The following is a 23,987-nucleotide window of genomic DNA, read 5'->3' as shown; positions in this document are numbered from 1 at the left end:
CTTGACCTGGGGGCGCACAACTTTCCACAGGTTCGCCTTACCCCCTGGCGCTCTGCCCACCAGCGGCTTTTCAATGGCGAAACCATGGCTCTGCTGCCCCCCTTCCACCGCGCTTCCCGGACGGCCGCGTCCCGGACGGCGCGGTCCGCCGCCCCCCACCCCGTCGCAGGGCTCCCGGCCGACGACGAGGTGCTCCTCGACGTGCCCGACGACCGGCTCGGCCCCGCGCTGGTCGAGGCCGCGCGGGGCGGGTACCAGGCCGCCGCCGCCCTGCTCTCCGGCGTCCGCGAGCGGGCCGAGTGGGAGTACCGCGACCGGTACGCCACCCGTCTGGCCGCCTTCGCCGACGCCCGGCCCGAGTGGTTCGAGCAGTGGCGCGCCGCCGCCCCGCGCGACCCGGACGTGCTGCTGGTCACCGCCCAGCTCGCGGTGGACCGCGCCTGGCGCTCGCCCGCCCGGGCGGAGCTGCTGCGCGAGGTCAGTCCGCTGATCACGGCGGCCGCGCAGAGCGACATCCGCGACCCGGTGCCGTGGCGGATCGCCCTGGACCACGCGCGCGGGGCGAACGCCGGGCACAAGTACTTCGAGGAGCTGTGGGAGGCCGCGGTGCGCCGCGCCCCGCACCACTACGGCTGCCATGTCGCCGCCAAGCGCTACCTGGCCGAGTCCTGGCACGGCTCCCACCGCGAGTGCTTCGACTTCGCCGACCGGGCCGCGCAGGACGCGCCCGCGGGCTCCCTGGTGCAGGCGCTGCCGGTGCGGGCCGCCTTCGCCTACCTCACCGACGGCTGCGGGCCCCAGGTGCCGCGCGAGCGCCTCGAGGCGGCCGCCGACCGGGCCGTCGACCTCTCCGCCCGGTTCCCGGCCGCCGACCCCTGGCCGGCCGAGATCCGCAACCTGCTGACGTACGTCCTGGTCCGTCTCGACCGGCGCGACGACGCCCTCGACCAGCTGCGGCTGATCGGCCCGTACGCCACGTCGTTCCCCTGGGGACGGCTGTCCGACGACCCGCTGGGACACTTCCTGGCGGTGCGCGAGGGTGTGTGCTCGGGGGTGCCCTGGCAGGCCCTGGGGCATCCACGGAACGGGCACGGGGAACGGGCCCGCCCCGGGGACCACTAGGCTTCTGCGGCGTGACCACCGTCCGGCTGCCGCTCTTCCCCCTGAACACGGTGCTGTTCCCGGGGCTCGTGCTCCCGCTCAGCGTCTTCGAGGAGCGCTATCGCGCCCTGATGCGCGATCTGCTCAAGTCCCCCGAGGAGGAACCCCGCCGGTTCGCCGTCGTGGCGATCCGCGACGGCCACGAGGTGGCGCCCAGCGCACCGGGCCTGCCCGATCCGACGGCGCCGGCCCGGCGGGGGCCCGCGGCCGGCTTCGGCGACGACCCGGCCAAGGCGTTCCACGGGTTCGGGTGCGTCGCCGACGCGGCGACGATCCGCGAGCGGGCCGACGGCACCTTCGAGGTGCTGGCGACCGGCACGACCCGGGTGCGGCTGCTGTCGGTGGACGCCTCCGGGCCGTATCTGACGGCGGAGCTGGAGGAGCTCCCGGAGGAGCCCGGCGACGAGGCTGGCGCGCTCGCGGAGGGTGTGCTGCGGGCTTTCCGCAAGTACCAGAAGCGGCTGGCGGGCGCCCGGGAGCGGTCGCTGTCGACGGGGGCGGACCTCCCCGACGAGCCGTCGGTGGTCTCGTACCTGGTGGCGGCCGCGATGATGCTGGACATCCCGACCAAGCAGCGGCTCCTCCAGGCCCCGGACACCGCCTCCCGGCTGCGCGACGAGCTGAAACTCCTGCGCACGGAGACGGCCATCATCCGTAGCCTGCCCTCGCTGCCCGCGGCCGAGCTCACGCGCGGGCCCACCAGTCTCAACTGACGTCACCACCAGAAGGCCCGCATGGCGAAGAAGTCGAAGAAGCAGCAGCAGTCCGGCGGCACGCCCGCCACGGTGGCCCTGACGGCCGCGGGCGTGGACTTCACGGTCCACGCCTACGACCACGACCCGAGCCACCCCTCCTACGGCGAGGAGGCGGCCGAGGCGATGGGCGTCTCCCCCGACCGGGTGTTCAAGACGCTCGTCGCGGACGTCGACGGCACCCTGACCGTGGCGGTGGTCCCGGTCGCCGGTTCCCTGGACCTGAAGGCCCTCGCGTCGGCGGTCGGCGGCAAGCGGGCCGCCATGGCCGACCCGGTCCTGGCGGAACGCACCACCGGCTACGTCCGCGGGGGCATCTCACCGCTGGGCCAGCGCAAGAAGCTCCCCACGGTGCTCGACGACTCCGCGAGCGCGCACGCCACCATCTGCGTCTCGGCGGGCCGGCGCGGCCTGGAGGTCGAACTGTCCCCCACCGACCTGGCCACCCTCACCGGGGCGGTCCTGGCCCCCGTCGGACGCACCTGACCCCCGCACCGACGCCCGACAACCACGGCCCCGGCCCCGGCCGGGGCCGTGGCCGGGGCCGGCCCCGGCCGGAACCCGGCCCCCGGACCCCGGGGCCCCCGGCCCTGCGAACGCCGGCAGCGCACTACCCGAGACGGCGCGGCGCCGGCACGGCGGACTCGGCCCGACACGGCGGACTCGGCCCGACACGGCGGACTCGGCCCGACACAGTGGACCCGGCCCCGCTCGGCCCGGCCCGGCTCGGCCCGGCCCGGCCCGGCCCGGCTGCCGGACAGTGGCCACCGGCGTGGTGCCGAACCCGCCCGTGCCCCTCGCCGCTGAGCAAGCCGAGCAAGCCTCCGGCCGGGCAGCCGCACCGCCAGGCGTCCGGACGGCGTCCCGCCGCCGGACGCCCCGGCAGCACCCGAGCGGGCGCCGCCCCTTACGCGGACGGGCCCTCGTAGGGCTTCGGGTACGGCCCCTGCCCGCCGTAGGGCTCCGGGTCGCGTGGGCCGAACAGGGCCAGGAGGCCGAGGTGGACCAGCAGCGCCGCCACGGACCAGATCACGAGCGCGCTCTTCGCACCCAGTTCGAGGGGGGCGGAGAACGTCACGCCCTTGCCCACCTCCTTCGCCCGGGCGAGGACGTCGTCGGCGGGGCCGAGCCAGACGCCCAGGCGCCAGGCCAGGAGCGAGCCGAGCAGACCGCCCAGGGCCAGCCCCACCACCAGCGGCACGCCGCCGCGCCGCCGCCACCCGAACACGGCCAGCGCGCTCACGGCGCCGCAGGCCAGGGCCAGCAGCGTGAACGTACCGTCCACGCCGACGGCCTGCTCGCCCTCACTGTCCTCGAGGTAGACCACCCAGTCGCCGTCCACCACGTCCCCCACCAGCGGCACGCGCGGCGCGAGCCACACCCACAGCAGGCCGAGCAGCACACCGGCGAGGGCGACCAGCACGGTGACCACGGCGGCTTCCCGCACCTCGGTCCTCATCCCGGGCCCGTCCTGGCCGTACGCGGCGGGCGGGCCGGCCGCACCCGGGTGGCCGCCGGGCGCCGGCGGCCAGGCCTGGTGCGGGGAGGGTTCGTGCGGGGGCGGCGGCGGGGTCAGCGGTGCGGTCACCCTGACATCGTGCCAGGCCCGCCCCGGCGGCGCGTCACCGGACGGCGGCCCGGCGGTAGGCCCAGGTGGCGACGGCCAGCGAGACGACGCCGACACCCGCGCAGACCGCGAGGTCGCCGAGGACGAACGCCCAGTCGGGGCTCGGCCGGAAGGTCCGCGCGAAGGCCTCGACGCCGTACGTCGACGGCAGCAGGTCACGGGTGAAGCGCACCGGCTCCGGCATCCGGTCGGGCGGCAGCACGCCGAGGAGCAGCGCCGCCGACATGCCCAGCTGCCCCAGCACGGTGGCCAGCTCCGGACGGGGCGCGAGCAGCCCGAAGGCCGCGCCGAGCCCGGACAGCGCGGCGCCCGCCAGCGGGATCACCGCCGCGAGCACCCACAGATGGGTCAGCGGCAGCCCGAACAGCACGCACCCGAAGACGGCCGTGACCAGCGTCCCCGGCACGGTGAAGGAGGCGTACGCGCCGGCCGCGCCCAGCACCACGGCCGCGGGCGGCACGGGGAGCGTCGCGTAGTGGTCCAGCCCCCCGCTCGCCCGGAGCTGCCCGAAGTACTGCGCGAGCAGGTTCAGCGCGACGAAGGCGACGACGAGGACCGCCGAGCCCGCCACCACGGCCTCCGCCTCGCGCCCGCCGTCCACGACGCCCCGCATCATGATCAGGATGCCGACCGACTGGAAGGTCGCCACGAACAGCAGCGGGATGCGCGCCACGCGCGCGCGGGACAGCTGCGCCCGGTACACGGCGACCAGCGACGGCCACAGCCTCGCACGCGGCCCGAGCTCGGCCGCCTCCCGGACCGGCTGCTCGTCCACGGCCCGGACGCTGCCCGGCAGAACCTCTGCGGGTACGACACTCACGTCGCGTCGCTTCCCTTCTCGGAGTCCACTCCGTCAGTCGTCCTGTTCGGTACGGATGCGATGGCCGCCGTACTCACACCCTCACCAGTCCCTGTCCCGCGGCGCCGCCCAGCGCCAGGTAGACGTCCTCCAGGCTCGGCGTCGCCAGGGTGAAGTCGTCCAGGGCGGCGAAGGCGGCTCCGCCGGTGACGGTGGCGACGACCGCGCGGGCCTCCTCGGGGGCCAGCCGCAGCGTCCAGCGGCGCCCGGACTCCACGGCGCGTTCCCGCAGCGCGGCGACCTCGGGCACGTCCAGCGGTGCCCGCTCGCGCCACACCAGTTCCACCCGTACCTCGCCCGCGACCTGCTCCTTGAGCCCGGTGGGCGTGTCGCAGGCGATGACCCGGCCCCGGTCGAGGACGGCGACCCGGTCGAGCACGGTCTCGGCCTCGATGACGTTGTGGGTGACGAGCAGGACGGTCGTGCCGCGCTCGGCGCGCCGCCGGTCCACGGCGGACCACACGGCCCGCCGGGCGACGGGGTCCATGCCCGTGGTGGGCTCGTCCAGCACCAGCAGCGGCCGCTCCCCCACCAGGGCGGTCGCGAAGCAGGCGAGCCGCCGCTGCCCGCCGGACAGCTTCCGCAGCGGCCGCCCGGCGATCGGGGTCAGCCCGAGTTCGTCGAGCACGGCGTCCCGCTCCCGGCGCGCCTGCCGCACGTCGAGGCCGCGCAGACGCGCGGTGGTCTCGGCGGCGAGGGAGACGGTGAGCTCGTCCAGGGCGGTGGACTCCTGGCCGAGGTAGGCGAGGATGCGCGCGGCCCGCTCGGGGTGGCGCAGGATGTCGTGGCCGAGGATCTCCACGCTGCCCGTGTCGGGCCGCATCAGCCCGGTCACCTGCCGGACCAGGGTGGACTTGCCGGCCCCGTTCGGGCCGAGCAGCCCGAAGATCTCCCCGCGCCGGACCTCCAGCCGTACGTCGTCGGTGGCGCGCACCTCGGGGGTGGCGGGGGTGCCACGCCGGGCCCGTACCGCCGGATAGGTCTTGGTCAGGTTGCGCACGGCACACACGACCTCGCCCCTGGGCCGGACTGCCGGTGCCGCGCGCGTACTCACAAAGGACGAGACTAAGGGGTCGGCGACCGCCGCTCGCGTCGGGGGGCGTCCCGAGTGCCCCGCTCAGTCCCCGGCGGGCGCGTGCTCGGCGGCCGTACGCACGTCGACCTCGCGCCAGAAGCCCGCCCGGATGGCGTAGCGGTCGTGTTCGTCGATCTGGTCGTCCTTGTGCGCGAGCAGGCCGAAGCGGGCCGCGTACCGCAGCAGCTCGCCGTCGATGCGGTGGGGGATCCGCGGATACATCCCGGACAGCTTCTGGAGGTGGCTCTGGTCGCCGAGCCGCTCCGTCCAGCGCCGGGCGAAGACCTGCCCCACCTCGTACGGGTCGCCGCCGACGGTGGTGATGTCCTCCTCGCGGTCGGCCCACCGCTGCTCGGCGGTGGTGAGCTGGGCGAGGGTGGGCATCGAGGCGGCCTCGGAGGGTTCGGCGGCGACGCCGGGCCGGTCGACCCAGCCCTTGTCGGAGGACCAGCGCAGGGTGGCGGTCGTGGGGTGCTGGACGGCCTGCGGGCCGGGGGCGCGTAGCGCGGCGAGGTCCTTGGGGGTGGGGACGCCCTTGGGGGCGGGGATCCGTTCCTGCGGCGCGTCGCCGTCGGACGGGGCCGCGGGCGCGTGGTCGCTCTCCTCGGACGGCCGGCCGTCGGCGTGGCCGAGCCCGGAGTCGGGCAGCGGCGCGGAAAGGATCGCGGCGATCTCGGGGCGGGGCGCGGGCGGCGGCGCGCAGATCCCGCCGAGGTCCTTGGCGCGGACGGCCTTGGTGATCCACGTACGGTCCAGCACGCGCCGCTCGTCGGCCTCGGCGACGAGGTCCTCGGACTGGTTGTAGTCGCCGTCGGCGGCCTGGACGGCCCACAGGTGGACGGCGACGCCGTGCTCCTTGGCGGCCATCATGCCGGGCAGCAGATCGCCGTCGCCGGTGACGAGGACGACGTCGGAGCAGGCGCGGTTGCGGGCCAGCTCGGTCAGTTCGGCGTGCATGGCGGCGTCGACGCCCTTCTGCGCCCAGCGGCCGTCGCTGCGGGTCAGGGCGCCCAGCCGGACGGTCACCCGGGGCATCACACGCAGCCTGCGGTGCTCGGGCTGGGGGACGCGGTCGGGGGCGCCGTCGAACCAGTAGATGCGCAGCAGCGGCCGTTGCGTCTCGGACTCGGCCTGTTCGCGCAGGCCCTGGACGAGGGCGGGGTGGTCGACGGTGATCCGGGACCGCGACGGCTCTCCGGCGAGGAGACTCGCGGCGGCCCCCAGCAGATACCCGGCGTCCACCAGGACGATGCAGCGGTCCACACGACTCACCCTCTTCCTGGGAGGTTTGCTCAGGGCCTGCTTCGAGTCTGCCCGACGGCGCGGAGGTTAACGGTCCGAACTCGATCTTCGGCGTGGCGTTTCGGCGTCGTTCACCCCGACCACCCCTGTCACAGACGGTAATTATCCGACATGCGCGGTAAGTCGGGCTATGTGAATCTGAATCCGGCCCTGGCCCCTAGACCCCCAACAGGAGGCAGATCCCCATGGCCAAGAACAAGAACCGTGACCGTAAGCAGCCGCAGCCCGAGCGCACCGGCCAGAGCACCCAGCAGAGCACGCTGGAGCCGCAGGACGAACAGCGCACCACCCAGGTGACGCCCGGTGACGTCACCCACGGCAAGGGGCGCGGCAAGCGCTTCGGTCACAACTAGCGTCTGGGTGACGGGCTTTCGAGCCTTGCAGATACCGAGGGGCGCACCCGGAGCCGGGTGCGCCCCTCGCGCCTGTCGTCCGCGTCCGCTCAGCCCGCCAGGCAGGACGGGCCGAGCAGCACCTTCAGGTCGCCGAAGAGCGCCGGGTCGGGCTTGACCCGGTGTCGGTCCAGGCGCAGCACGGTCGTCCTGGTCGGGCCCTGGAGCTTGATCCGGACCTCGCTGTCGCCCTTGTGGTGGGTGAGGATCTCGCCGAGGCGGCTGACCATCGGCGGGGTGACCTTCACGGCCGGGATGGTGAGGATCACCGGCGCGTTGGTGCCCGCGGTGGACAGGTCCGGGACCATCAGCTCCATCGCGACGAGCCGCGGCACGTCCTCCCGCTTGTCGAGGCGGCCCTTGACGAACACCACGGCGTCCTCGACGAGTTGGGTGGACACCAACTGGTAGGTCGCCGGGAAGAACATGCACTCGATGGAGCCGGCGAGGTCCTCGACGGTGGCGATCGCCCAGGCGTTGCCCTGCTTGGTCATCTTGCGCTGGAGGCCGGAGATGATGCCGCCGATGGTGACGACCGCGCCGTCGGCGTGCTCGCCCCCGGTGAGCTGGGCGATGCCCGCGTCGGCCTTGTCCGACAGCACGTGCTCCAGGCCGAACAGCGGGTGGTCGGAGACGTAGAGGCCGAGCATCTCGCGCTCCTGCGCGAGGAGGTAGGTCTTCTCCCACTCCTCGGTGGTGAACTCGACGTCGAGGCCGAAGCCGGGCTCGCTGCTCTCCTCCTCGCCCATGCCGCCGAAGAGGTCGAACTGGCCCTCGGCCTCCTTGCGCTTGACCGCGACCACGTTGTCGATCATCGGCTCGAAGTGCGCGGTGAGGCCCTTGCGGGTGTGCCCCAGGGTGTCGAACGCCCCCGCCTTGATCAGCGACTCCGTGGTGCGCTTGTTGCAGGCGACCGCCTCCACCTTGTCGAGGTAGTCGGGGAAGGAGGCGTACTTGCCCTTGGCCTTGCGGCTCTTGATGATCGACTCGACCACGTTCGTGCCGACGTTGCGCACGGCTTCGAGGCCGAAGAGGATCACGTCGTCGCCCTGCGCGGCGAAGTTGTGCACCGACTCGTTGACGTTCGGCGGGAGCACCTTGATGCCCATGCGGCGGCACTCGTTGAGGTAGACGGCCGACTTGTCCTTGTCGTCCTTGACCGAGGTGAGCAGCGCGGCCATGTACTCGGCGGGGTGGTTCGCCTTGAGGTAGGCGGTCCAGTACGAGACCAGGCCGTACGCGGCCGAGTGCGCCTTGTTGAAGGCGTAGCCGGCGAAGGGCACCAGCACGTCCCACAGGGCCTGGATCGCTTCGTCGCTGTAGCCGTTCCTCTGGGCGCCGGCCTGGAAGATGGTGAAGTTCTTCGCCAGTTCGTCGGGCTTCTTCTTGCCCATCACGCGGCGCAGGATGTCGGCCTCGCCGAGCGAGTAGCCGGCGATGATCTGGGCGGCCTTCTGCACCTGCTCCTGATAGACGATCAGGCCGTAGGTGACGGCCAGGACCTCTTCGAGGGGCTCCTCCAGCTCCTTGTGGATCGGGGTGATCTCCTGGAGCTTGTTCTTGCGGAGCGCGTAGTTGGTGTGCGAGTCCATGCCCATCGGGCCGGGACGGTAGAGCGCCGAGACGGCGGAGATGTCCTCGAAGTTGTCGGGCTTCATCAGGCGCAGCAGCGAGCGCATGGGGCCGCCGTCGAACTGGAAGACGCCGAGGGTGTCGCCGCGCTGGAGCAGTTCGAAGGTCGTCGGATCGTCGAGCGGGAGGCTCAGCAGATCGATGTCGATGCCCTTGTTGGACTTCACCATCTTGACGGCGTCGTCCATGATCGTGAGGTTGCGCAGGCCGAGGAAGTCCATCTTCAGCAGGCCGAGCGACTCGCAGCTCGGGTAGTCCCACTGGGTGATGGTCACGCCGTCGGTGTGCCTCACCCACACGGGCACGTGCTCGGTGATGGTCTCGCTGGACATGATCACGCCGGCGGCGTGCACGCCCATCTGCCGGACCAGGCCCTCGACGCCCTTGGCGGTGTCGATGACCTTCTTCACGTCCGGCTCGTTCTCGTACATCCCGCGGACCTCGCCCGCCTCCGAGTACCGGGGGTGGGACGGGTCCGTGATGCCGTTGAGGTCGATGCCCTTGCCGAGGACGTCGGCGGGCATGGCCTTGGTGATGCGGTCGCCCATCGCGTACGGGTAGCCCAGCACGCGCGCGGAGTCCTTGATCGCGTTCTTGGCCTTGATCTTGCCGTAGGTGCCGATCATGGCGACCTTGTCGGCGCCGTACTTCTCCGTCACGTACCTGATCACCTCGACGCGCCTGCGCTCGTCGAAGTCGATGTCGACGTCGGGCATGGAGACGCGCTCGGGGTTGAGGAACCGCTCGAAGATCAGGCCGTGCGGGATCGGGTCGAGGTCGGTGATGCCCATGGCGTAGGCGACGATCGAGCCGGCCGCGGAGCCTCGGCCGGGGCCGACCGCGATGCCGTTGTTCTTGGCCCACATGATGAAGTCGGCGACGACGAGGAAGTACCCCGGGAACCCCATCTGGATGATGACGTCCATCTCGTACTCGACCTGCTTCTGCCGGTCCTCGGGGATGCCGCCCGGGAAGCGGCGCTCCATGCCCCGGCGGACCTCCTCCTTGAACCAGGTGACCTCGGTGTAGCCCTCGGGGATGTCGAACTTCGGCATGAGGTTCCTGGCCTCGAACATGCCGGTGGTGTCGATCTGCTCGGCCACCAGGAGGGTGTTGCGGCAGCCCTCCTGCCAGGCGTCCGAGGAGTCGATGGCGTACATCTCGTCCGTGGACTTCAGGTAGTAGCCGGTGCCGTCGAACTTGAAGCGGTCGGGGTCGGAGAGGTTCTTGCCGGTCTGGATGCACAGCAGCGCGTCGTGCGCGGTCGCCTCGTGCGCGTAGGTGTAGTGCGAGTCGTTGGTCACCAGCGGCGGGATGCCGAGCTTCTTGCCGATCTCCAGCAGACCGTCGCGGACCCGGCGCTCGATCTCGATGCCGTGGTCCATCAGCTCCAGGAAGTAGCGGTCCTTGCCGAAGATGTCCTGGTAGTCGGCGGCCGCCTTCAGTGCCTCGTCGTACTGGCCGAGGCGCAGCCGGGTCTGGAGCTCGCCGGAGGGGCAGCCGGTGGAGGCGATGAGCCCCTCGGACCACTGGGAGATGGTCTCCTTGTCCATCCGGGGCCACTTCTGCAGCCAGCCCTCGGCGTACGCGTCGGAGGAGAGCCGGAAGAGGTTGTGCAGACCGGTGGCGTTCGCCGCCCAGATCGTCTTGTGGGTGTAGCCGCCCGAGCCGGAGACGTCGTCCCGCTTCTGGTGCGGCTGGCCCCACTGGATCTTGCGCTTGTTCCGCCGCGACTCGGGCGCGACGTACGCCTCGATCCCGATGATCGGGGTGACTCCGGCCTTCTTCGCGGAGTGGAAGAAGTCGTACGCCCCGTGCAGGTTGCCGTGGTCGGACATGGCGATGTGCGTCATGCCCATCTCGTTGCACGCGTCGAACATGTCCTTCAGCCGCGCGGCACCGTCCAGCAGCGAGTACTGGGTGTGGACGTGCAGGTGCGTGAACGGCGGCTTCGACACGGCGGGGCCTCCCAGGGAAACAGACGACGACGGACCGGCGGACAGTCCGGGGGTCAGCGTCGAAGTCTATGCCTCGCCACTGACACCCCGAGGGCTCCCCCGCGTACCTTCACTGCGGGGGCCGTGGGCACTTTCACACACCCCGGCCCGTTGGATACGACAGAAACGCTGTCGTACACGTCTTGCACCAGGAGGCACCCCGCGATGTCGGTCCCGCAGCTCAACGAGGAGCCTCGCGGCGAGGAGATCCTCGCCGTCTTCGACACCGCCTTCGGCGCGCTCCTGGCCGCCGACCCGGCCGCGTTCCGGGTGAAGTTCCGGAAGATGGCGGCCTCGGCGTTCGCGTTCTACCGGGGCACGGCGGCGCTGTTCTACCACGACCTGGACCGGGAGAACGCCGGGCGGGGCGCCGGGAAGGTGCTCAGCGGGCCGTACCTCGACGAGCGCACCTCGCGCGTGTGGATCCACGGCGACCTGCACGCGGAGAACTTCGGCACCTACATGGACGCCACCGGCCGCCTGATCTTCAACGTCAACGACTTCGACGAGGCGTACGTCGGCCCCTTCACCTGGGACCTGAAGCGCTTCGCCGCCTCGATCGCCCTCATCGGGTACGCGAAGGCGCTCGGCGACGACCAGATCACCGACCTGGTGGAGGTGTACGCGGGCGCGTACCGCGAGCGGATCCGCGCGCTGGCCACCGGCGCCAAGGACGACGAGGTGCCGCCGTTCACCCTGGACAGCGCCCAGGGTCCGCTGCTGGACGCCCTGCGCGACGCCCGCTCCCTGACCCGCTTCGGGCTGCTGGAGTCCATGACCGAGATCCGCGACTTCGAGCGCCGCTTCGCGCCCGGGGGCGGCTCCATCGAGCTGGACGCGGCCACGCGCTACAAGGTTCTGGCCGCCTTCGACGGCTACCTGGAGACGCTGCCGGAGACGTCGCTGACCCGCCCGGACTCCTACCGGGTGAAGGACGTCGTCGGGCGGCGCGGCATCGGCATCGGCTCGGCCGGCCTGCCGTCGTACAACATCCTCCTGGAGGGCCACAGCGACGCCCTGGAGAACGATGTCGTGATCTACATCAAGCAGGCCCAGACCCCGGCCGTCTCCCGGCACGTCACCGACCCGGCGATCCGCGACTACTTCCGGCACGAGGGCCACCGCACGGTGATCTCCCAGCGCGCCCTCCAGGCGCACGCCGACCCGTGGCTGGGCTGGACCGAGCTGGACGGCGCGGGCCAGCTGGTCGCCGAGGTCTCGCCGTACGCCGTCGACCTGGACTGGGGCGACATCGACGACCCCGAGGAGATCGCGGGGGTCGTCGCCGACCTGGGCCGGGCCACGGCCGCGATGCACGCGGCGGCCGACGACACCTCCGGCGAGTCCCTGGTGCCGTTCTCCACCGAGCGGGCCATCGACGCGGCCATCGCCGCCGACGAGGACGGCTTCGCGCCCCTGCTGGTGGACTTCGCGCACGCCTACGGCGCCCGCGCGCGGGCCGACCACCAGCTCTTCGTCGACCTCTTCCGCAACGGCCGGATCCCCGGTCTGGGGCGGGACTGACCAGGTCCGGAGCGCTCACAGGGACCCTTTAGGAGTCTCTTACGGGAGCGCGTGACAGACTTCCTGCGCCATGGACATATCCGGGACCCGACTCAGAGCCGTACGCGCGGCGCTGTTCACGGCCTTCGTCGTGACGCTCAGCACCGCGTCGCACGTACTGCTGTCCCGGGCCCCGCTGCCGCTGAACACGGTGGCCGCCGTCGCGGCCGCCGTCTTCGCCCTCGCGTACGCCCTCGCGGGCCGCGAGTGCGGCTTCGGCCGGATCGCCGCCCTGCTGATCCCACTGGAGCTGGCGGCCGACACGGTCTTCACCACGGGCCAGCACGTCTGCTACGGCCGGGCCGGCGGCCCGGTCGCGGGGCCACTGGCCTCGGTGGGCTGGGACCTGCTGTGCGGTGACGGCACCCCCGTCGGGACGCCGCTGGCCCAGGTCACCGGTACCGGCACCGACCGCCTCGGCGGCCTCCTCGCGCACGCCGACCCGGCCACCGCCTGGCTGCTGCTCGGCGCCCACGTCGGCGTCGGGCTGATCGCCGCCGCCTGGCTGCGCCGCGGCGAGCGGGCCCTGGCCCAGCTGCTGCGGGCCGCCGCCGCGACCACCTTCCGGCCCCTGCTGCTGGCCGTCGCCGCCGTGACCGTCCGACGGGCCCCGGCGGCGCGCCCCCTGCCGCGGCCCACGCGCCGCGCGGTCACCGTCCGCGACCGGATCCTCGCTCACTCCCTGGGACGCCGCGGACCACCGCACCGGACCGCCCTCGTCTGACGCGGCACTCCCCTTCCCGAGGAGACCCTCGATCCCGGGCACCCCTCGACCCGAGGGAACGCTCGATCCGGGGGAGACCCTCGACCCGGGGAGACCCTCGATCCCGGGCACCCCTCGACCCGAGGGAACGCTCGATCCGGGGGAGACCCTCGACCCTCGACCCGGGAAGCCCGGGTTCCGGGAAGCCCGGGTTCCGGGAAGCCCGGCTTCCGGGAAGCCCGGCTTCCGGGAAGCCCGGCTTCCGAGCAGACGCCGGCCTCGGGGGGAGCCCCGCCCCGCGGCGAGGCGCCCCCGGCCCCGAGGGCAACACGCGCCCCAAGGGCAACACGCGCCCCGAGGGCACCCCGCGCGCCGAGCGACACCCCCGTGCCGCGTCGGCGGCCACCGGGAGCACACCAGTCCCCCACACACGTATTCCGCGCACCCGCGCGTGCGCGTCCCACAGGGAGAACACCCACATGAGCAAGCGGAACAGCCAGTCGGCGAAGACGGCGGCCCGGGAGCGGCTGCGCCTCGAACGCGAGCGCCAGGCCAAGAGGGCCAAGATCAAGCGGCAGATCGTCGTCGCCTGCTCGGTCGTCGGCGTGCTGGCGGTGGCGGGCGGCATAGGTTACGCGGTCGTCCAGGCCAACCAGCCCACCTACTGGGAAGAGGCCGAGAGCGCCAAGCTGGTCAAGCCGGCCAACACCACCGGCGAGAACGGCACGACCGTCGTCATCGGTGAGAGCACCGCCAAGAAGACCCTCGTGATGTACGAGGACCCGCGCTGCCCGATCTGCGCCCAGTTCGAGCAGACCGTCGGCTCGACGGTGAAGGCGGACTACGACGCCGGCAAGTACAAGGTCCAGTTCGTCGGCGCCACCTTCCTCGACCGGAGTCTGAGCGGCGAGGGCTCCAAGAACGCGCTGAGCGCCCTGGGCGCCGCCCTCAACGTCAGCCCCGAGGCCTTCCTGGAGTACAAGACCGCGCTGTACTCGGCGAAGTACCACCCCGAGGAGTCCGACGACAAGTTCAAGGACGACAGCTACCTGATCAAGGTGGCGAACACGGTCTCCGCGCTGAAGGGCAACACCAAGTTCCAGAACGCCGTGAAGGACGGCACGTTCGACCGGTGGGCGCTGGAGATGTCCGCGACGTTCGACGACAGCGGCGTGTCGGGCACCCCCACGCTGAAGATGGACGGCAAGGCGCTGACCGGCTCCGACGGCCAGAACGCGCCGATGACGGTCGCCGACTTCAACACCGCGATCGAGGCGGCGCTCAAGGCCTGATCCGACGCGCAGCCGAAGAGCGGGCGAACTCTTGCCGGTTCGCCCGCTCTTCCGTCGTACTGGTCAGTAATCTCATCGCCCGTGACCAGACGACACAATTCAACACAGGGCCCCGACGCGCTGCCCGGACGCGCCGACCCGCCTGCGCCCCGCCGCCGTTCGGTCGTCAAGGCCGCCGCCGCCACCGCGGCGCTGGCCGGACCGCTCGGCGCCGCGCTGCCCGCCCGGGCCGTCGAGGAGAGCCCGGCCTTCCTGCACGGCGTGGCCTCCGGCGACCCGCTGCCCGACGGCGTCCTGCTGTGGACGCGGGTGACGCCCACCGCCGGGGCGATACCCGGCTCCGGGCTCGGCCCGGACACCGAGGTCGAGTGGATCGTCGCCCGGGACAAGGCGCTGACCACCGTCGTGGCGAAGGGGTCCGTCACCGCGACCGCCGCCGCCGACCACACCGTCAAGGCCGACGTGCGCGGCCTGGAACCGGCCACCGACTACTGGTTCCGCTTCTCGGCCGGCGGCACCGACTCCCCGGTGGCGCGCACCCGCACCGCGCCGGCGGCGGACGCGTCCGTGGCGGGCCTGCGCTTCGGCGTGGTCTCCTGCGCCAACTGGGAGGCCGGCTACTTCTCCCCCTACCGCCACCTCGCCGCCCGCGGCGACCTCGACGCCTGGCTGCACCTCGGCGACTACATCTACGAGTACGGCACCGGCGAGTACGGCACGCGCGGCACGGTCGTACGGCAGCACGCGCCGGCGCACGAGATCCTCACCCTCGCCGACTACCGCACCCGGCACGGCAGGTACAAGACCGACCCGGACCTCCAGGCCCTGCACGCCACGGCCCCCGTCGTGGCGATCTGGGACGACCACGAGATCGCCAACGACGCCTGGTCGGGCGGGGCCGAGAACCACACCGAGGGCACCGAGGGCACCTGGGCGGCCCGTCAGGCGGCCGCGAAGCAGGCCTACTTCGAGTGGATGCCGGTCCGCCCGGCGCTGGCGGGCACCACCTACCGCCGTCTGCGCTTCGGCAGGCTCGCCGACCTGTCCCTGCTGGACCTGCGGTCCTTCCGCTCCCAGCAGGTCTCCGCCGGCGACGGCGGCGTCGACGACCCGGACCGCACGCTCACCGGCCGCGCCCAACTCGACTGGCTCAAGGCCGGGCTGACGGCGTCCGACACCACCTGGCGACTGGTCGGCAACTCGGTGATGATCTCGCCGTTCGCCGTCGGCTCGCTCTCCGCGGACCTGCTCGCGCCGCTCGCCGGGCTGCTCGGCCTGCCCAAGGAGGGCCTGGCCCTCAACACCGACCAGTGGGACGGCTACACCGACGACCGCCGGGAGCTCCTCGCCCACCTGCGCGCGAACGCCGTCCGCAACACCGTCTTCCTGACCGGCGACATCCACATGGCGTGGGCCAACGACGTGCCGGTGGACGCCGGGACCTACCCGCTGTCCGCCTCGGCCGCGACCGAGTTCGTCGTCACCTCGGTGACCTCCGACAACCTCGACGACCTCGTGAACGTCCCCGAGGGCACCGTCTCCGCGATCGCCGCACCGGCCATCAGGGCCGCCAACCGCCACGTCCACTGGGTCGACACCGACCGGCACGGCTACGGCGTCCTGGACGTCACCGCCGAGCGCGCGCAGATGGACTACTACGTGGTCTCCAGCCGCACGCGGGCGGACGCCGGCTCGTCCTGGACCCGCTCCTACCGCACCCGCAGCGGCACGCAGCAGGTCGAACGCACCTACGACCCGGTGTAGCCGTCGCGGGCTACAGACTGCCGAGGAACCCGAGCGCGACCCGCCAGGTGGCCTCGGCCGCCTCCTCGTCGTAGTCGGGCAGGCCGGGGTCGGTGTACAGGTGGCCGGCCCCGGCGTACCGGTAGACCTCCACGTCGGCGCCCGCTCTGCGCATCTGGAGATACCAGGCGCTCAGCCAGTCGTCGGTCTCGAACGGGTCCGGTTCGGCCACGTGCAGCTGGACCGGCAGCTCGTCCACCGAGACGTTCGGCGCGAGGTCGGACGTGCCGTGCAGGAGGAGCAGTCCGCGGGCCTTGTCGTCGCCGAGGGCGAGCGTCTGCGCGATCGACGCGCCCAGCGAGAACCCGGCGTACACCAGACCCCGCTCCGAGTAGGGCGCCGCGGCCAGGACGGCTCTCCTCAGCAACTCGTCCTTGCCGGTCTCCTCCTTGTGGGCCATGCCCTCCTCGACCGTGTCGAACGTGCGGCCCTCGAAGAGGTCCGGCGTCCACACCTCGTGGCCGGCGGCGCGCAGCCGGTCCGCCGCCGCACGCACCGCGGGACGCGGTCCATAGGTCGAATGGAAGAGCATGATGTTCATGGGGCCATGGTGCCAGCCGGCACCGACAACACCGCACGGACCGCCTGCCGTCACCCGGACCGTGTGCCTCTTCACACGAACCGCATGTTCACGACCCCGCCCTGCCGGTTACGTTCGAAGGCATGGAGAACCTGCTCCGCCCACTGATCGTGGTCGGCGGTTCGGTCCTGGTGACGCTGTTCATCGGCTGGGCCACCGACCGACTGCTGTCCAAGGCCGACCGACGCCATTCCGAGACGCCCCTGTGGGGGCTGCTGCGCCGTGGCCGTATCCCCTACCAGCTCGTGCTCTGCGCCGCGCTGCTGAGAGGCGCCTACGACGAGGCGGAACTGCTCCAGGAGCACCGGGTCGGCATCGGCCGGACGCTCACCCTGGTCCTGATCGGGGCCGCCGCTTGGCTGGCGATCCGTATCGCCGCCGCGGTCGTGGAGACCTCGTACAGCCGCTACGCGCGCGTGCACCGCGACGCGGCCCGGGTGCGGCGCGTCCGCACCCAGGTGTCGCTGATCATGCGGGTCGTCTCGGCGATCGTCGGCGTGGTGGCGGTGGCGGCGATGCTGCTGACGTTCCCGGCGTTCCGCGCCGCGGGCGCCTCGCTGCTGGCCTCCGCCGGCATCCTCGGCATCGTCGCCGGTGTCGCCGCCCAGTCGACGCTGAGCAACATGTTCGCCGGGTTCCAGATCGCCTTCGGCGACATGGTGCGCATCGGCGACACGGTCGTCGTCGACGGGGAGTGGGGCACGGTCGAGGAGATCACCCTGACCTTCCTGACCGTGCGGACCTGGGACGAGCGCCGGATCACGATGCCCGTCTCGTACTTCACGTCCAAGCCGTTCGAGAACTGGTCGCGGGGCACGCCCCAGATGACCGGCACCGTGTACTGGCACGTCGACCACTCGGCGCCGTTGGACGCCATGCGCGAGAAGCTGCGGGACGTCCTGCGCGAGTGCCCGGCCTGGGACGGCCGCGCCTACGGCCTCGACGTCACGGACACCACCCCGAACACCGTGCAGGTCAGGGCCCTGGTGACCGCCAAGGACGCCGACGACATCTGGACGGTGCGGGTCACCGTCCGGGAGCGGATGATCCGCTGGCTGTGCGAGGAGCACCCCTACGCGCTGCCCCGCGTCAACACCGCGGACGCGACGCTGCCGCCGGGCCGCTCGAACGGCCTGGCGTTCCCCGACGGCGCGGCCGCCCCACGCCAGCGCCGCGTCCACGAGTCGCCGCGCGTGGACCGCTGACCGGCGCGGCCTCCCTCACCGCCCCACCCACCCGGTCCTCCGGAGGTTCCGGAACGGGCGGGGCGGGCCGGGAGGCCGTCCCCCGCCCCCCTCACCGCAGACTGCGCACGTCGAGATGGCGCAGCACCCGGTCCACGATCTCCGGGTCCGCGCCCGGCTCGCTCCGCGCCGCCACCACCTCGTGCCGCGCCGCGCTCAGCATCTCCCCCTGGATGCGCCGGACCCGCTTCAGCCGGCGCGCCCGCTGCTCGTGCGCCTCCCGCCGCTCGTCCTCCCCCAGGTCCGGGCTGATCCGCAGGCCGATGTCGAACGCCCGCCGCACCATCTGCTCGGACAGCTCCTCCGGCAGCTCCTCCTCGGCCTCGATCTCCCTCAGCCTGCGCTTGGCCGCCCGCGCCGCCCGCACGGCCAGTTCCTTCTCGAACTCCTTCTCCCGGTCGGTGTCCGCCCGCACCCCGAGCCGTTTCACCAGCCACGGCAGGGTCAGCCCCTGCAACACCAGCGTGCCCATGATCACCCCGAACGCGATGAACACGATCTCGTCCCGGTCGGGGAAGGCCTCCCCCGCCTCGGTCCGCAACGGGACCGCGAGCGCCAGCGCCACCGAGGCCACCCCGCGCATCCCCGCCCACCACATGACGACGGTCTCCCGCCAGCTCATCGGGATCTCCTCGTCGCGGTCCCGCCCGCGGTGCAGGCGCTGGGTGAGCCAGGTGGCCGGCAGCAGCCACAGCAGCCGTACCAGCACCACGACCCCGACCACCGCCCCCGCCCAGCCGAGCATCTCGCCCCACCGCCCGGACGCGGTCCGGACGGCGTTGTGGAGCTCCAGCCCGATCAGCCCGAACGCGACCCCCGTGACCAGTGTGTCGACGATGTCCCAGAAGGTGTGCCCGGCGAGCCGGGTCATCACGTCGTCGGGATCGGTGGCGTACTCGGCGAGGAACAGCGCGGTGGTGAGCACCGCGAGCACGCCGGACCCGTGGAACTCCTCCGCCAGCACGTACGACGCGTACGGCACCAGCAGGGTGAGCCCGATCTGGAGCGTCGCGTCCCCGAGCAGGTCCATCAGCTTGTTGGCGCCCCACCCGAGCGCGAGCCCGACCGCCACCGCCACCACCGCGGACAGCACCAGGTCCAGTCCGGCCCGCCACGGCGAGAAGGTGCCGCTCACGGCGGCGGCGATCGCCACGTGGTACAGGACGATGGCCGTGACGTCGTTGAACAGCCCCTCGCCCTCCAGGATGGACACCAGCCGGCGGGGCAGCCCGAGCTGCCCGGCCACGGCGGTGGCGGCGACCGGGTCGGGCGGCGCGACGAGCGCCCCGAGCGCGACGGCCGCGGCGATCGGCAGCCCCGGCACGATCGTGTGGGCGACGGCGGCCACGCACATCGTCGTGACGAACACCAGCGCCACGGCCAGCAGGAAGATCGGCCGTTTGTTCGCCGCGAACTGCCGCCAGGAGGTCCGCCGGACCGCCGCGTACAGCAGGGGCGGCAGCAGCAGGGGCAGGATCAGGTCGGGCGGGACGTCGACGTCGGGCACGAAGTCCGCGAGCGCGAGCACGATCCCCAGCAGCGTCATCAGCACCGGCGCGGGCAGCCCCCACCGGTCCCCGAGCGGGACGCTCACCACGGCCCCGAGCAACAGGACGAACAGCAGGGCCAACTGATCCACGGTCAGTGCTCCGGGGGTCGCGACGTCACAGGGCTGCCTTCCAGCCTGCCACGCCACACCCGTCACCAGCCCGTTCGGCACCGGGGACCACGGCACTCCGGTCCCCGGGCGGCACCCGGGCGCCGGGTCCGACGGCCGGGTCCTGTCGCCGGGCAGGCGTGGCGGGAGCTCGACGGCAGGGCCCACGCCGCAGGCCCACGCCGCAGGCCTACGCCGCAGGCCCAAGCCGCAGGCCCACGCCGCAGGCCCACGCCGCAGGCCCACGCCGCAGGCCTACGGCCGCAGCGCCCGCCGCATCGCCCGGTGCGGGATGCCGGCGTCCGCGAACTGCGGCCCGTAGGCCGCGTATCCGAGCCGTTCGTAGAACCCCAGCGCGTGCGTCTGCGCGTGCAGGTCGACGGCCGCGAGCCCCCGCGCGCCTGCCGCCTCCTCCAGCGCCCGCACGAGCGCGGCCCCGACGCCCAGCCCGCGCGCCTCCTTCGCGACCGCGAGCCTGCCCAGCGACCCGACCGAGGGATCGCCGCCGGTCTTCGCCGCGGCCGCCTCGCCGTACAGCAGCCGCCCGGTCCCCAGGGGCACGCCGTCCTCGCCGACCGCCAGCACGTGCACCGCGTCGGCGTCGTGGACGTCGTACTCGATGTCCTCGGGGACCCCCTGCTCGTCGACGAAGACCTCCTTGCGGAGCGCGAAGCAGGCCTCGCGGTCGGCGGGGTCCTCCACGACACGCACCCCGTACGCGCGCGTGCTCATCCGTAGGTCTCCTCGCGGACCTGGTCCAGGGCGTTCTGCAGGTCGTCCGGGTAGTCACAGGCGAACTCGGCCCACCGGCCGTCGCCGGGGTGCTCGAAGCCCAGCCGCACCGCGTGCAGCCACTGCCGGGTCAGGCGCAGCCGCTTGGCGAGCGTCGGGTCGGCGCCGTACGTCAGGTCGCCGACGCAGGGGTGGCGGTGGGCCGACATGTGGACGCGGATCTGGTGCGTGCGGCCGGTCTCCAGCTTGACGTCGAGGAGAGAGGCCGCGCGGAACGCCTCGATGAGGTCGTAGTGGGTGACGGACGGCTTGCCGTCGGCGGTGACCGCCCACTTGTAGTCGTGCTGGGGGTGCCGGCCGATGGGGGCGTCGATGGTGCCGCTGGTCGGGTCGGGGTGGCCCTGGACGAGCGTGTGGTAGCGCTTGTCGACCGTGCGCTCCTTGAACTGGCGCTTCAGCGACGTGTACGCGTACTCGGACTTGGCGACCACCATCAGGCCGGAGGTGCCCACGTCGAGCCGGTGCACGATGCCCTGGCGCTCGGCGGCGCCGGAGGTGGAGATGCGGTAGCCGGCGGCGGCGAGACCGCCGATGACGGTCGGCCCGGTCCAGCCCGGCGACGGGTGGGCGGCCACCCCGACCGGCTTGACGATGACGACCACGTCGTCGTCGTCGTGGACGATCTCCATGCCCTCGACCGGTTCGGCCACCACCTGCACCGGCGCGGGCGCCTGCGGCATCTCGACCTCGAGCCAGGCGCCGCCGCGCACCCGCTCGGACTTCCCGACGACCGACCCGTCGACCGCGACCTTCCCCGTCGCGGCGAGTTCGGCCGCCTTGGTGCGGGAGAAGCCGAACATGCGGGAGATGGCGGCGTCGACGCGCTCGCCCTCCAGGCCGTCGGGCACGGGCAGGGTACGGATCTCGGGAAGGGTGCTCACCCGTCGAGTATGCAGGACGGGTGGGACAGGACCGTACGGAGCCTGTGGACGACCATGGACAACCGCCCGCGGAGCCCGCCGCCCGCTGCCCTCGGCCCCCGCCCCGGACCCGGACCCGGACCGGGTCGTCGCGGAGTCAGTCCTTGTGGACGGTGCCGTCCGGGTCGAGTCCCTTGAACGACAGCAGCACGATCAGGATGCCGCCGCACACGATGGCCGAGTCGGCGAGGTTGAAGACCGCGAAGTGCTTCGGCGCGATGAAGTCCACCACCGCGCCCTCGAAGACGCCCGGCGAGCGGAAGATCCGGTCGGTGAGGTTGCCGAGCGCGCCGCCGAGCAGCAGGCCGAGCGCGATCGCCCAGGGCAGGCTGCGCAGTTTGCGCGCGAGCCGGGCGATCACCACGATCACCGCCGCCGCGATGACCGTGAAGATCACCGTGAAGGCCTCGCCGAAGCCGAAGGCGGCGCCGGCATTGCGGATCGCCTCGAACCTCAGCCAGTCGCCGATGATCTCGACCGGCTCCTGGTGCTCCAGCTTCTCGACCACGATCATCTTGCTGACCAGGTCGAGGGCGTACGCGAACGCGGCGACCGCGAACAGCACGGCGACCCGGCGCTTGCCGCGCGGTCCCTCGGCGCCCGCCTCGGCCCCGTCCTCGGCTCCCGCCACCGGCTCGTGCGCACCGGACGACCCGTCCGGCGCCGCCTTCCCGGCGGTCCCGTCGGACGGCTCCGGCGCGGCTCCCGCCGCCTCGGGGGTGTCCGGCGTACCGATGATGCGCTCCGCCTCTGCCACGTGAGTCCCTCAACCTAGGTACCTGACTGAGGACGAGGGTACGGCACACCCCCCGACGGCCGGGTGATCAGTACCGGCGCTCCTGCTTCTGCTTGCACTCGACGCACAGCGTGGCCCGGGGGAAGGCCTGCATACGGGCCTTGCCGATGGGGTTGCCGCAGTTCTCGCACAGGCCGTAGGTACCGGCGTCCAGCCGCTCCAGGGCGTGTTCCGTCTGGATCAGCATCTCGCGCGCATTGGCGGCCAGCGCCAGCTCGTGCTCCCGCGTGATGTTCTTGGTCCCGGTGTCCGCCTGGTCGTCTCCGGCGCCGTCCCCGGAGTCGCGCATCAGGCCCGCCAGGGCCGCCTCGGACGCGGCGAGTTCCGCGCGCAGCCGCTCCCGCTCGGACTGCAGTTCGGCGCGGGCTTCGTCGGCCTCCTCCGGGGTCCAGGGTTCCTCACCGGGGCGCACCGCCAGCTCGCCCGGCTCCGCGGCGGCGAACCGCGCCTTGGGAACGGCCGTCTTCGCCGCCGTGGCCGTGCCAGGAGTCTTCTTCGCAACCACCGTCGTGGCTCCCGTCTGCTCCGCGGCCGAGGCCGCGCCCACCTTCTTGGCCGTGCTCTTCCCGGCGGTGCGCTTCCCGGCCGTGCCCCCGCTCCCCGAGGGCTCTCCGGCCACCGCACCGCCCTTGCCGCCGGCCCCCTCCGAACCGGCGGTCACCTCGTTGCCGACGCTCCCCGCCACCGCGGCCTCCTGCGGGGCCACGGCCTTCCTCGCCCCCGTCCTCTTCCCGGCACCCGCCTTCTCCCGACCGCCCGCCCGCGCGACCGCCTTCCCCGCCGACCTGACCGCCTTGCCGGCGCCTTCGCCGGTCGATCCGGCGGTCTTTCCTGTCGGTCCGGTGGCCTTGCCGGTCGGTCCGGCGGTCTCCTCCAGCGCTGCGGCCTCCTCCACCTCTGCGGTGTCCTCGACCGCCGCATGCCCGTCGGGTGCCGTTCTCACCGGCGCCTTCCTGGCGGGCGCCTTCCTCGCAGGCACCTCCTTGGCGGGCGCCTTCCTCGCAGGCGCCTTCTTGGCGGGCGCCTTCCTCGCAGGCGCCTTCTTGGCAGGCGCCTTCTTGGCAGGCACCTTCTTGTCCGCCTTCTCCCCCGTCCTCTCCGCGACGGCCTCAGGCCGCTCGGCCGCCTTCCCGACGGAAGCGTTCGTCGTGGCCGTCCTCCGCGCGGACGCCCGCTTCGCCGACGCCTGCCCACCGGACGCCTGCTTGCCGGACGCCTGCTTGCCGGACGCCTGCTTGCCGGACGCCTGCGGCGCGGCGGCCCTCCTGGCGGTGGTCCTCCTGGGCACCGCTCTCTTCCCCTCCCCCTCCTCGGCGACCGACTTCTTCCCCACCGGAGCCCGGCCAACCCCCGACTCCGGCGTCCCCACGCCGACAGCCGCCCCCACCGTCCTCACCGCCCCGCCGCCGCCATCGCCGACGACTCCCCTGCCGTCCTTGCCGTCCTTGCCGAGGTCCTCGCCGAGGCTCTTGCCGCTCTTGCCGACATGCCCGGCCGCACCGCCAGGGGCACCCGTGGGCCTGCCGGACGCCGACTGCTGTACGGCGGTCTTCTTCGCCACCATGGCCGCGGCCCCTTCACATATTGTGCTTTGCGCGCAAATCGTGCTGGGACGATAAATCGACTTGGGTCCCGCGGCAACGGGGCACACCGCCCGATTCGCCCGCCTCGCGCACGCCGTGCGGCAAGCCTGCATCCGTTGTGCCCAGCTCCCCGGCGGGTAATCCGCCGGGCCGGCCGTCCCGGGAACCCCGGGTCCGCGCGCCTCACCGTTCGGGTCATCCCGGATCCGCCCGCGCCCCGCGCCCGCCCGTCCCGAAAACCGGTCGGCCGCTGTCGT

Annotated in this window: 20 protein-coding genes; 9 read left to right on the top strand and 11 right to left on the bottom strand. The window is 72.8% G+C overall.

Annotation, left to right across the window (positions count from 1 at the left end):
* Nucleotides 1-84 precede the first annotated feature (84 nt).
* From ACFV9M_RS12505 to ybaK, 3 genes are read left to right on the top strand one after another with little or no spacing between them, the layout of a single operon-like run.
* Nucleotides 85-1,122 carry a hypothetical protein gene (locus tag ACFV9M_RS12505; protein WP_385064217.1) on the top strand — a complete coding sequence of 346 codons (1,038 nt, stop codon included), beginning with the start codon at nt 85-87 and terminating at the stop codon, nt 1,120-1,122.
* An 11-nt stretch (nt 1,123-1,133) separates the two neighbouring features.
* Entirely contained in the window at nt 1,134-1,874 is a 741-nt protein-coding gene (locus ACFV9M_RS12500) for an LON peptidase substrate-binding domain-containing protein (protein WP_385064215.1), read from the top strand.
* A gap of 21 nt (nt 1,875-1,895) precedes the next feature.
* On the top strand, nt 1,896-2,399 hold the full coding sequence (gene ybaK, locus ACFV9M_RS12495; RefSeq protein ID WP_385064213.1) for a Cys-tRNA(Pro) deacylase: 504 nt from the start codon (nt 1,896-1,898) through the stop codon (nt 2,397-2,399).
* Between the two features lie 421 nt (nt 2,400-2,820).
* On the opposite strand, the gene ACFV9M_RS12490 is transcribed toward ybaK, so the two are convergent.
* From ACFV9M_RS12490 to ACFV9M_RS12475, 4 genes are all read right to left on the bottom strand, one after another.
* Nucleotides 2,821-3,501 (bottom strand): AAA family ATPase, encoded by a 681-nt coding sequence (locus ACFV9M_RS12490; protein WP_385064211.1) that lies wholly within the window; start codon nt 3,499-3,501, stop codon nt 2,821-2,823.
* A 34-nt stretch (nt 3,502-3,535) separates the two neighbouring features.
* Complete coding sequence (locus ACFV9M_RS12485; RefSeq protein ID WP_385064209.1) at nt 3,536-4,360, bottom strand: ABC transporter permease; 825 nt, start codon at nt 4,358-4,360, stop codon at nt 3,536-3,538.
* 73 nt (nt 4,361-4,433) lie between these two features.
* Nucleotides 4,434-5,408 (bottom strand): ABC transporter ATP-binding protein, encoded by a 975-nt coding sequence (locus ACFV9M_RS12480; RefSeq protein WP_385064207.1) that lies wholly within the window; start codon nt 5,406-5,408, stop codon nt 4,434-4,436.
* A 108-nt stretch (nt 5,409-5,516) separates the two neighbouring features.
* The gene (locus ACFV9M_RS12475) at nt 5,517-6,737 is read right to left on the bottom strand and encodes an NYN domain-containing protein (protein WP_385064205.1); all 1,221 of its coding nucleotides are present in this window, start codon (nt 6,735-6,737) and stop codon (nt 5,517-5,519) included.
* 224 nt (nt 6,738-6,961) lie between these two features.
* Here ACFV9M_RS12475 and ACFV9M_RS12470 point away from each other — a divergent pair, with 224 nt between their 5' ends.
* Complete coding sequence (locus tag ACFV9M_RS12470) at nt 6,962-7,129, top strand: hypothetical protein (protein ID WP_385064204.1); 168 nt, start codon at nt 6,962-6,964, stop codon at nt 7,127-7,129.
* An 89-nt stretch (nt 7,130-7,218) separates the two neighbouring features.
* Here the strand turns inward: ACFV9M_RS12470 and dnaE are convergent, their stop codons facing one another.
* On the bottom strand, nt 7,219-10,758 hold the full coding sequence (dnaE, locus tag ACFV9M_RS12465; RefSeq protein ID WP_385064203.1) for a DNA polymerase III subunit alpha: 3,540 nt from the start codon (nt 10,756-10,758) through the stop codon (nt 7,219-7,221).
* Between the two features lie 204 nt (nt 10,759-10,962).
* On the opposite strand from dnaE, the gene ACFV9M_RS12460 reads away from it, so the two are divergent.
* The 4 genes from ACFV9M_RS12460 to ACFV9M_RS12445 all read left to right on the top strand — a co-directional run bounded on the left by ACFV9M_RS12460 (nt 10,963) and on the right by ACFV9M_RS12445 (nt 16,119).
* A complete protein-coding gene (locus ACFV9M_RS12460) occupies nt 10,963-12,321 on the top strand; it encodes a DUF2252 domain-containing protein (RefSeq protein ID WP_385064201.1) in 1,359 nt (452 codons plus the stop codon).
* Nucleotides 12,322-12,391: 70 nt separating this feature from the next.
* Complete coding sequence (locus ACFV9M_RS12455) at nt 12,392-13,084, top strand: hypothetical protein (RefSeq protein ID WP_385064200.1); 693 nt, start codon at nt 12,392-12,394, stop codon at nt 13,082-13,084.
* A gap of 458 nt (nt 13,085-13,542) precedes the next feature.
* Nucleotides 13,543-14,355 (top strand): thioredoxin domain-containing protein, encoded by an 813-nt coding sequence (locus tag ACFV9M_RS12450; RefSeq protein WP_385064198.1) that lies wholly within the window; start codon nt 13,543-13,545, stop codon nt 14,353-14,355.
* Between the two features lie 120 nt (nt 14,356-14,475).
* Entirely contained in the window at nt 14,476-16,119 is a 1,644-nt protein-coding gene (locus ACFV9M_RS12445) for an alkaline phosphatase D family protein (RefSeq protein WP_385064488.1), read from the top strand.
* A gap of 10 nt (nt 16,120-16,129) precedes the next feature.
* On the opposite strand, the gene ACFV9M_RS12440 is transcribed toward ACFV9M_RS12445, so the two are convergent.
* On the bottom strand, nt 16,130-16,699 hold the full coding sequence (locus tag ACFV9M_RS12440; RefSeq protein ID WP_385064197.1) for a dienelactone hydrolase family protein: 570 nt from the start codon (nt 16,697-16,699) through the stop codon (nt 16,130-16,132).
* Nucleotides 16,700-16,821: 122 nt separating this feature from the next.
* On the opposite strand from ACFV9M_RS12440, the gene ACFV9M_RS12435 reads away from it, so the two are divergent.
* Entirely contained in the window at nt 16,822-17,943 is a 1,122-nt protein-coding gene (locus ACFV9M_RS12435; protein ID WP_385064195.1) for a mechanosensitive ion channel family protein, read from the top strand.
* Between the two features lie 91 nt (nt 17,944-18,034).
* Here ACFV9M_RS12435 and ACFV9M_RS12430 read toward each other — a convergent pair whose 3' ends face one another.
* The 5 genes from ACFV9M_RS12430 to ACFV9M_RS12410 all read right to left on the bottom strand — a co-directional run bounded on the left by ACFV9M_RS12430 (nt 18,035) and on the right by ACFV9M_RS12410 (nt 23,711).
* On the bottom strand, nt 18,035-19,621 hold the full coding sequence (locus ACFV9M_RS12430; RefSeq protein WP_385064193.1) for a Na+/H+ antiporter: 1,587 nt from the start codon (nt 19,619-19,621) through the stop codon (nt 18,035-18,037).
* Nucleotides 19,622-19,894: 273 nt separating this feature from the next.
* Nucleotides 19,895-20,371, bottom strand: coding sequence for a GNAT family N-acetyltransferase (locus tag ACFV9M_RS12425; RefSeq protein ID WP_385064191.1), 477 nt, complete (start codon nt 20,369-20,371; stop codon nt 19,895-19,897).
* Nucleotides 20,368-21,312, bottom strand: a complete 945-nt coding sequence (locus ACFV9M_RS12420; protein WP_385064189.1) for an RluA family pseudouridine synthase — start codon at nt 21,310-21,312, stop codon at nt 20,368-20,370. Before ACFV9M_RS12420 ends, ACFV9M_RS12425 begins: the two co-directional genes overlap by 4 nt.
* Before the next feature lie 136 nt (nt 21,313-21,448).
* A complete protein-coding gene (lspA, locus tag ACFV9M_RS12415; protein ID WP_385064187.1) occupies nt 21,449-22,108 on the bottom strand; it encodes a signal peptidase II in 660 nt (219 codons plus the stop codon).
* Nucleotides 22,109-22,175: 67 nt separating this feature from the next.
* Nucleotides 22,176-23,711 carry a TraR/DksA C4-type zinc finger protein gene (locus tag ACFV9M_RS12410; RefSeq protein WP_385064185.1) on the bottom strand — a complete coding sequence of 512 codons (1,536 nt, stop codon included), beginning with the start codon at nt 23,709-23,711 and terminating at the stop codon, nt 22,176-22,178.
* Nucleotides 23,712-23,987: the final 276 nt, after the last annotated feature.

This window comes from Streptomyces sp. NPDC059895, from assembly GCF_042731035.1.
GTDB lineage: Bacteria > Actinomycetota > Actinomycetes > Streptomycetales > Streptomycetaceae > Streptomyces.
This window is presented reverse-complemented; position numbering and strand designations above follow the sequence as displayed.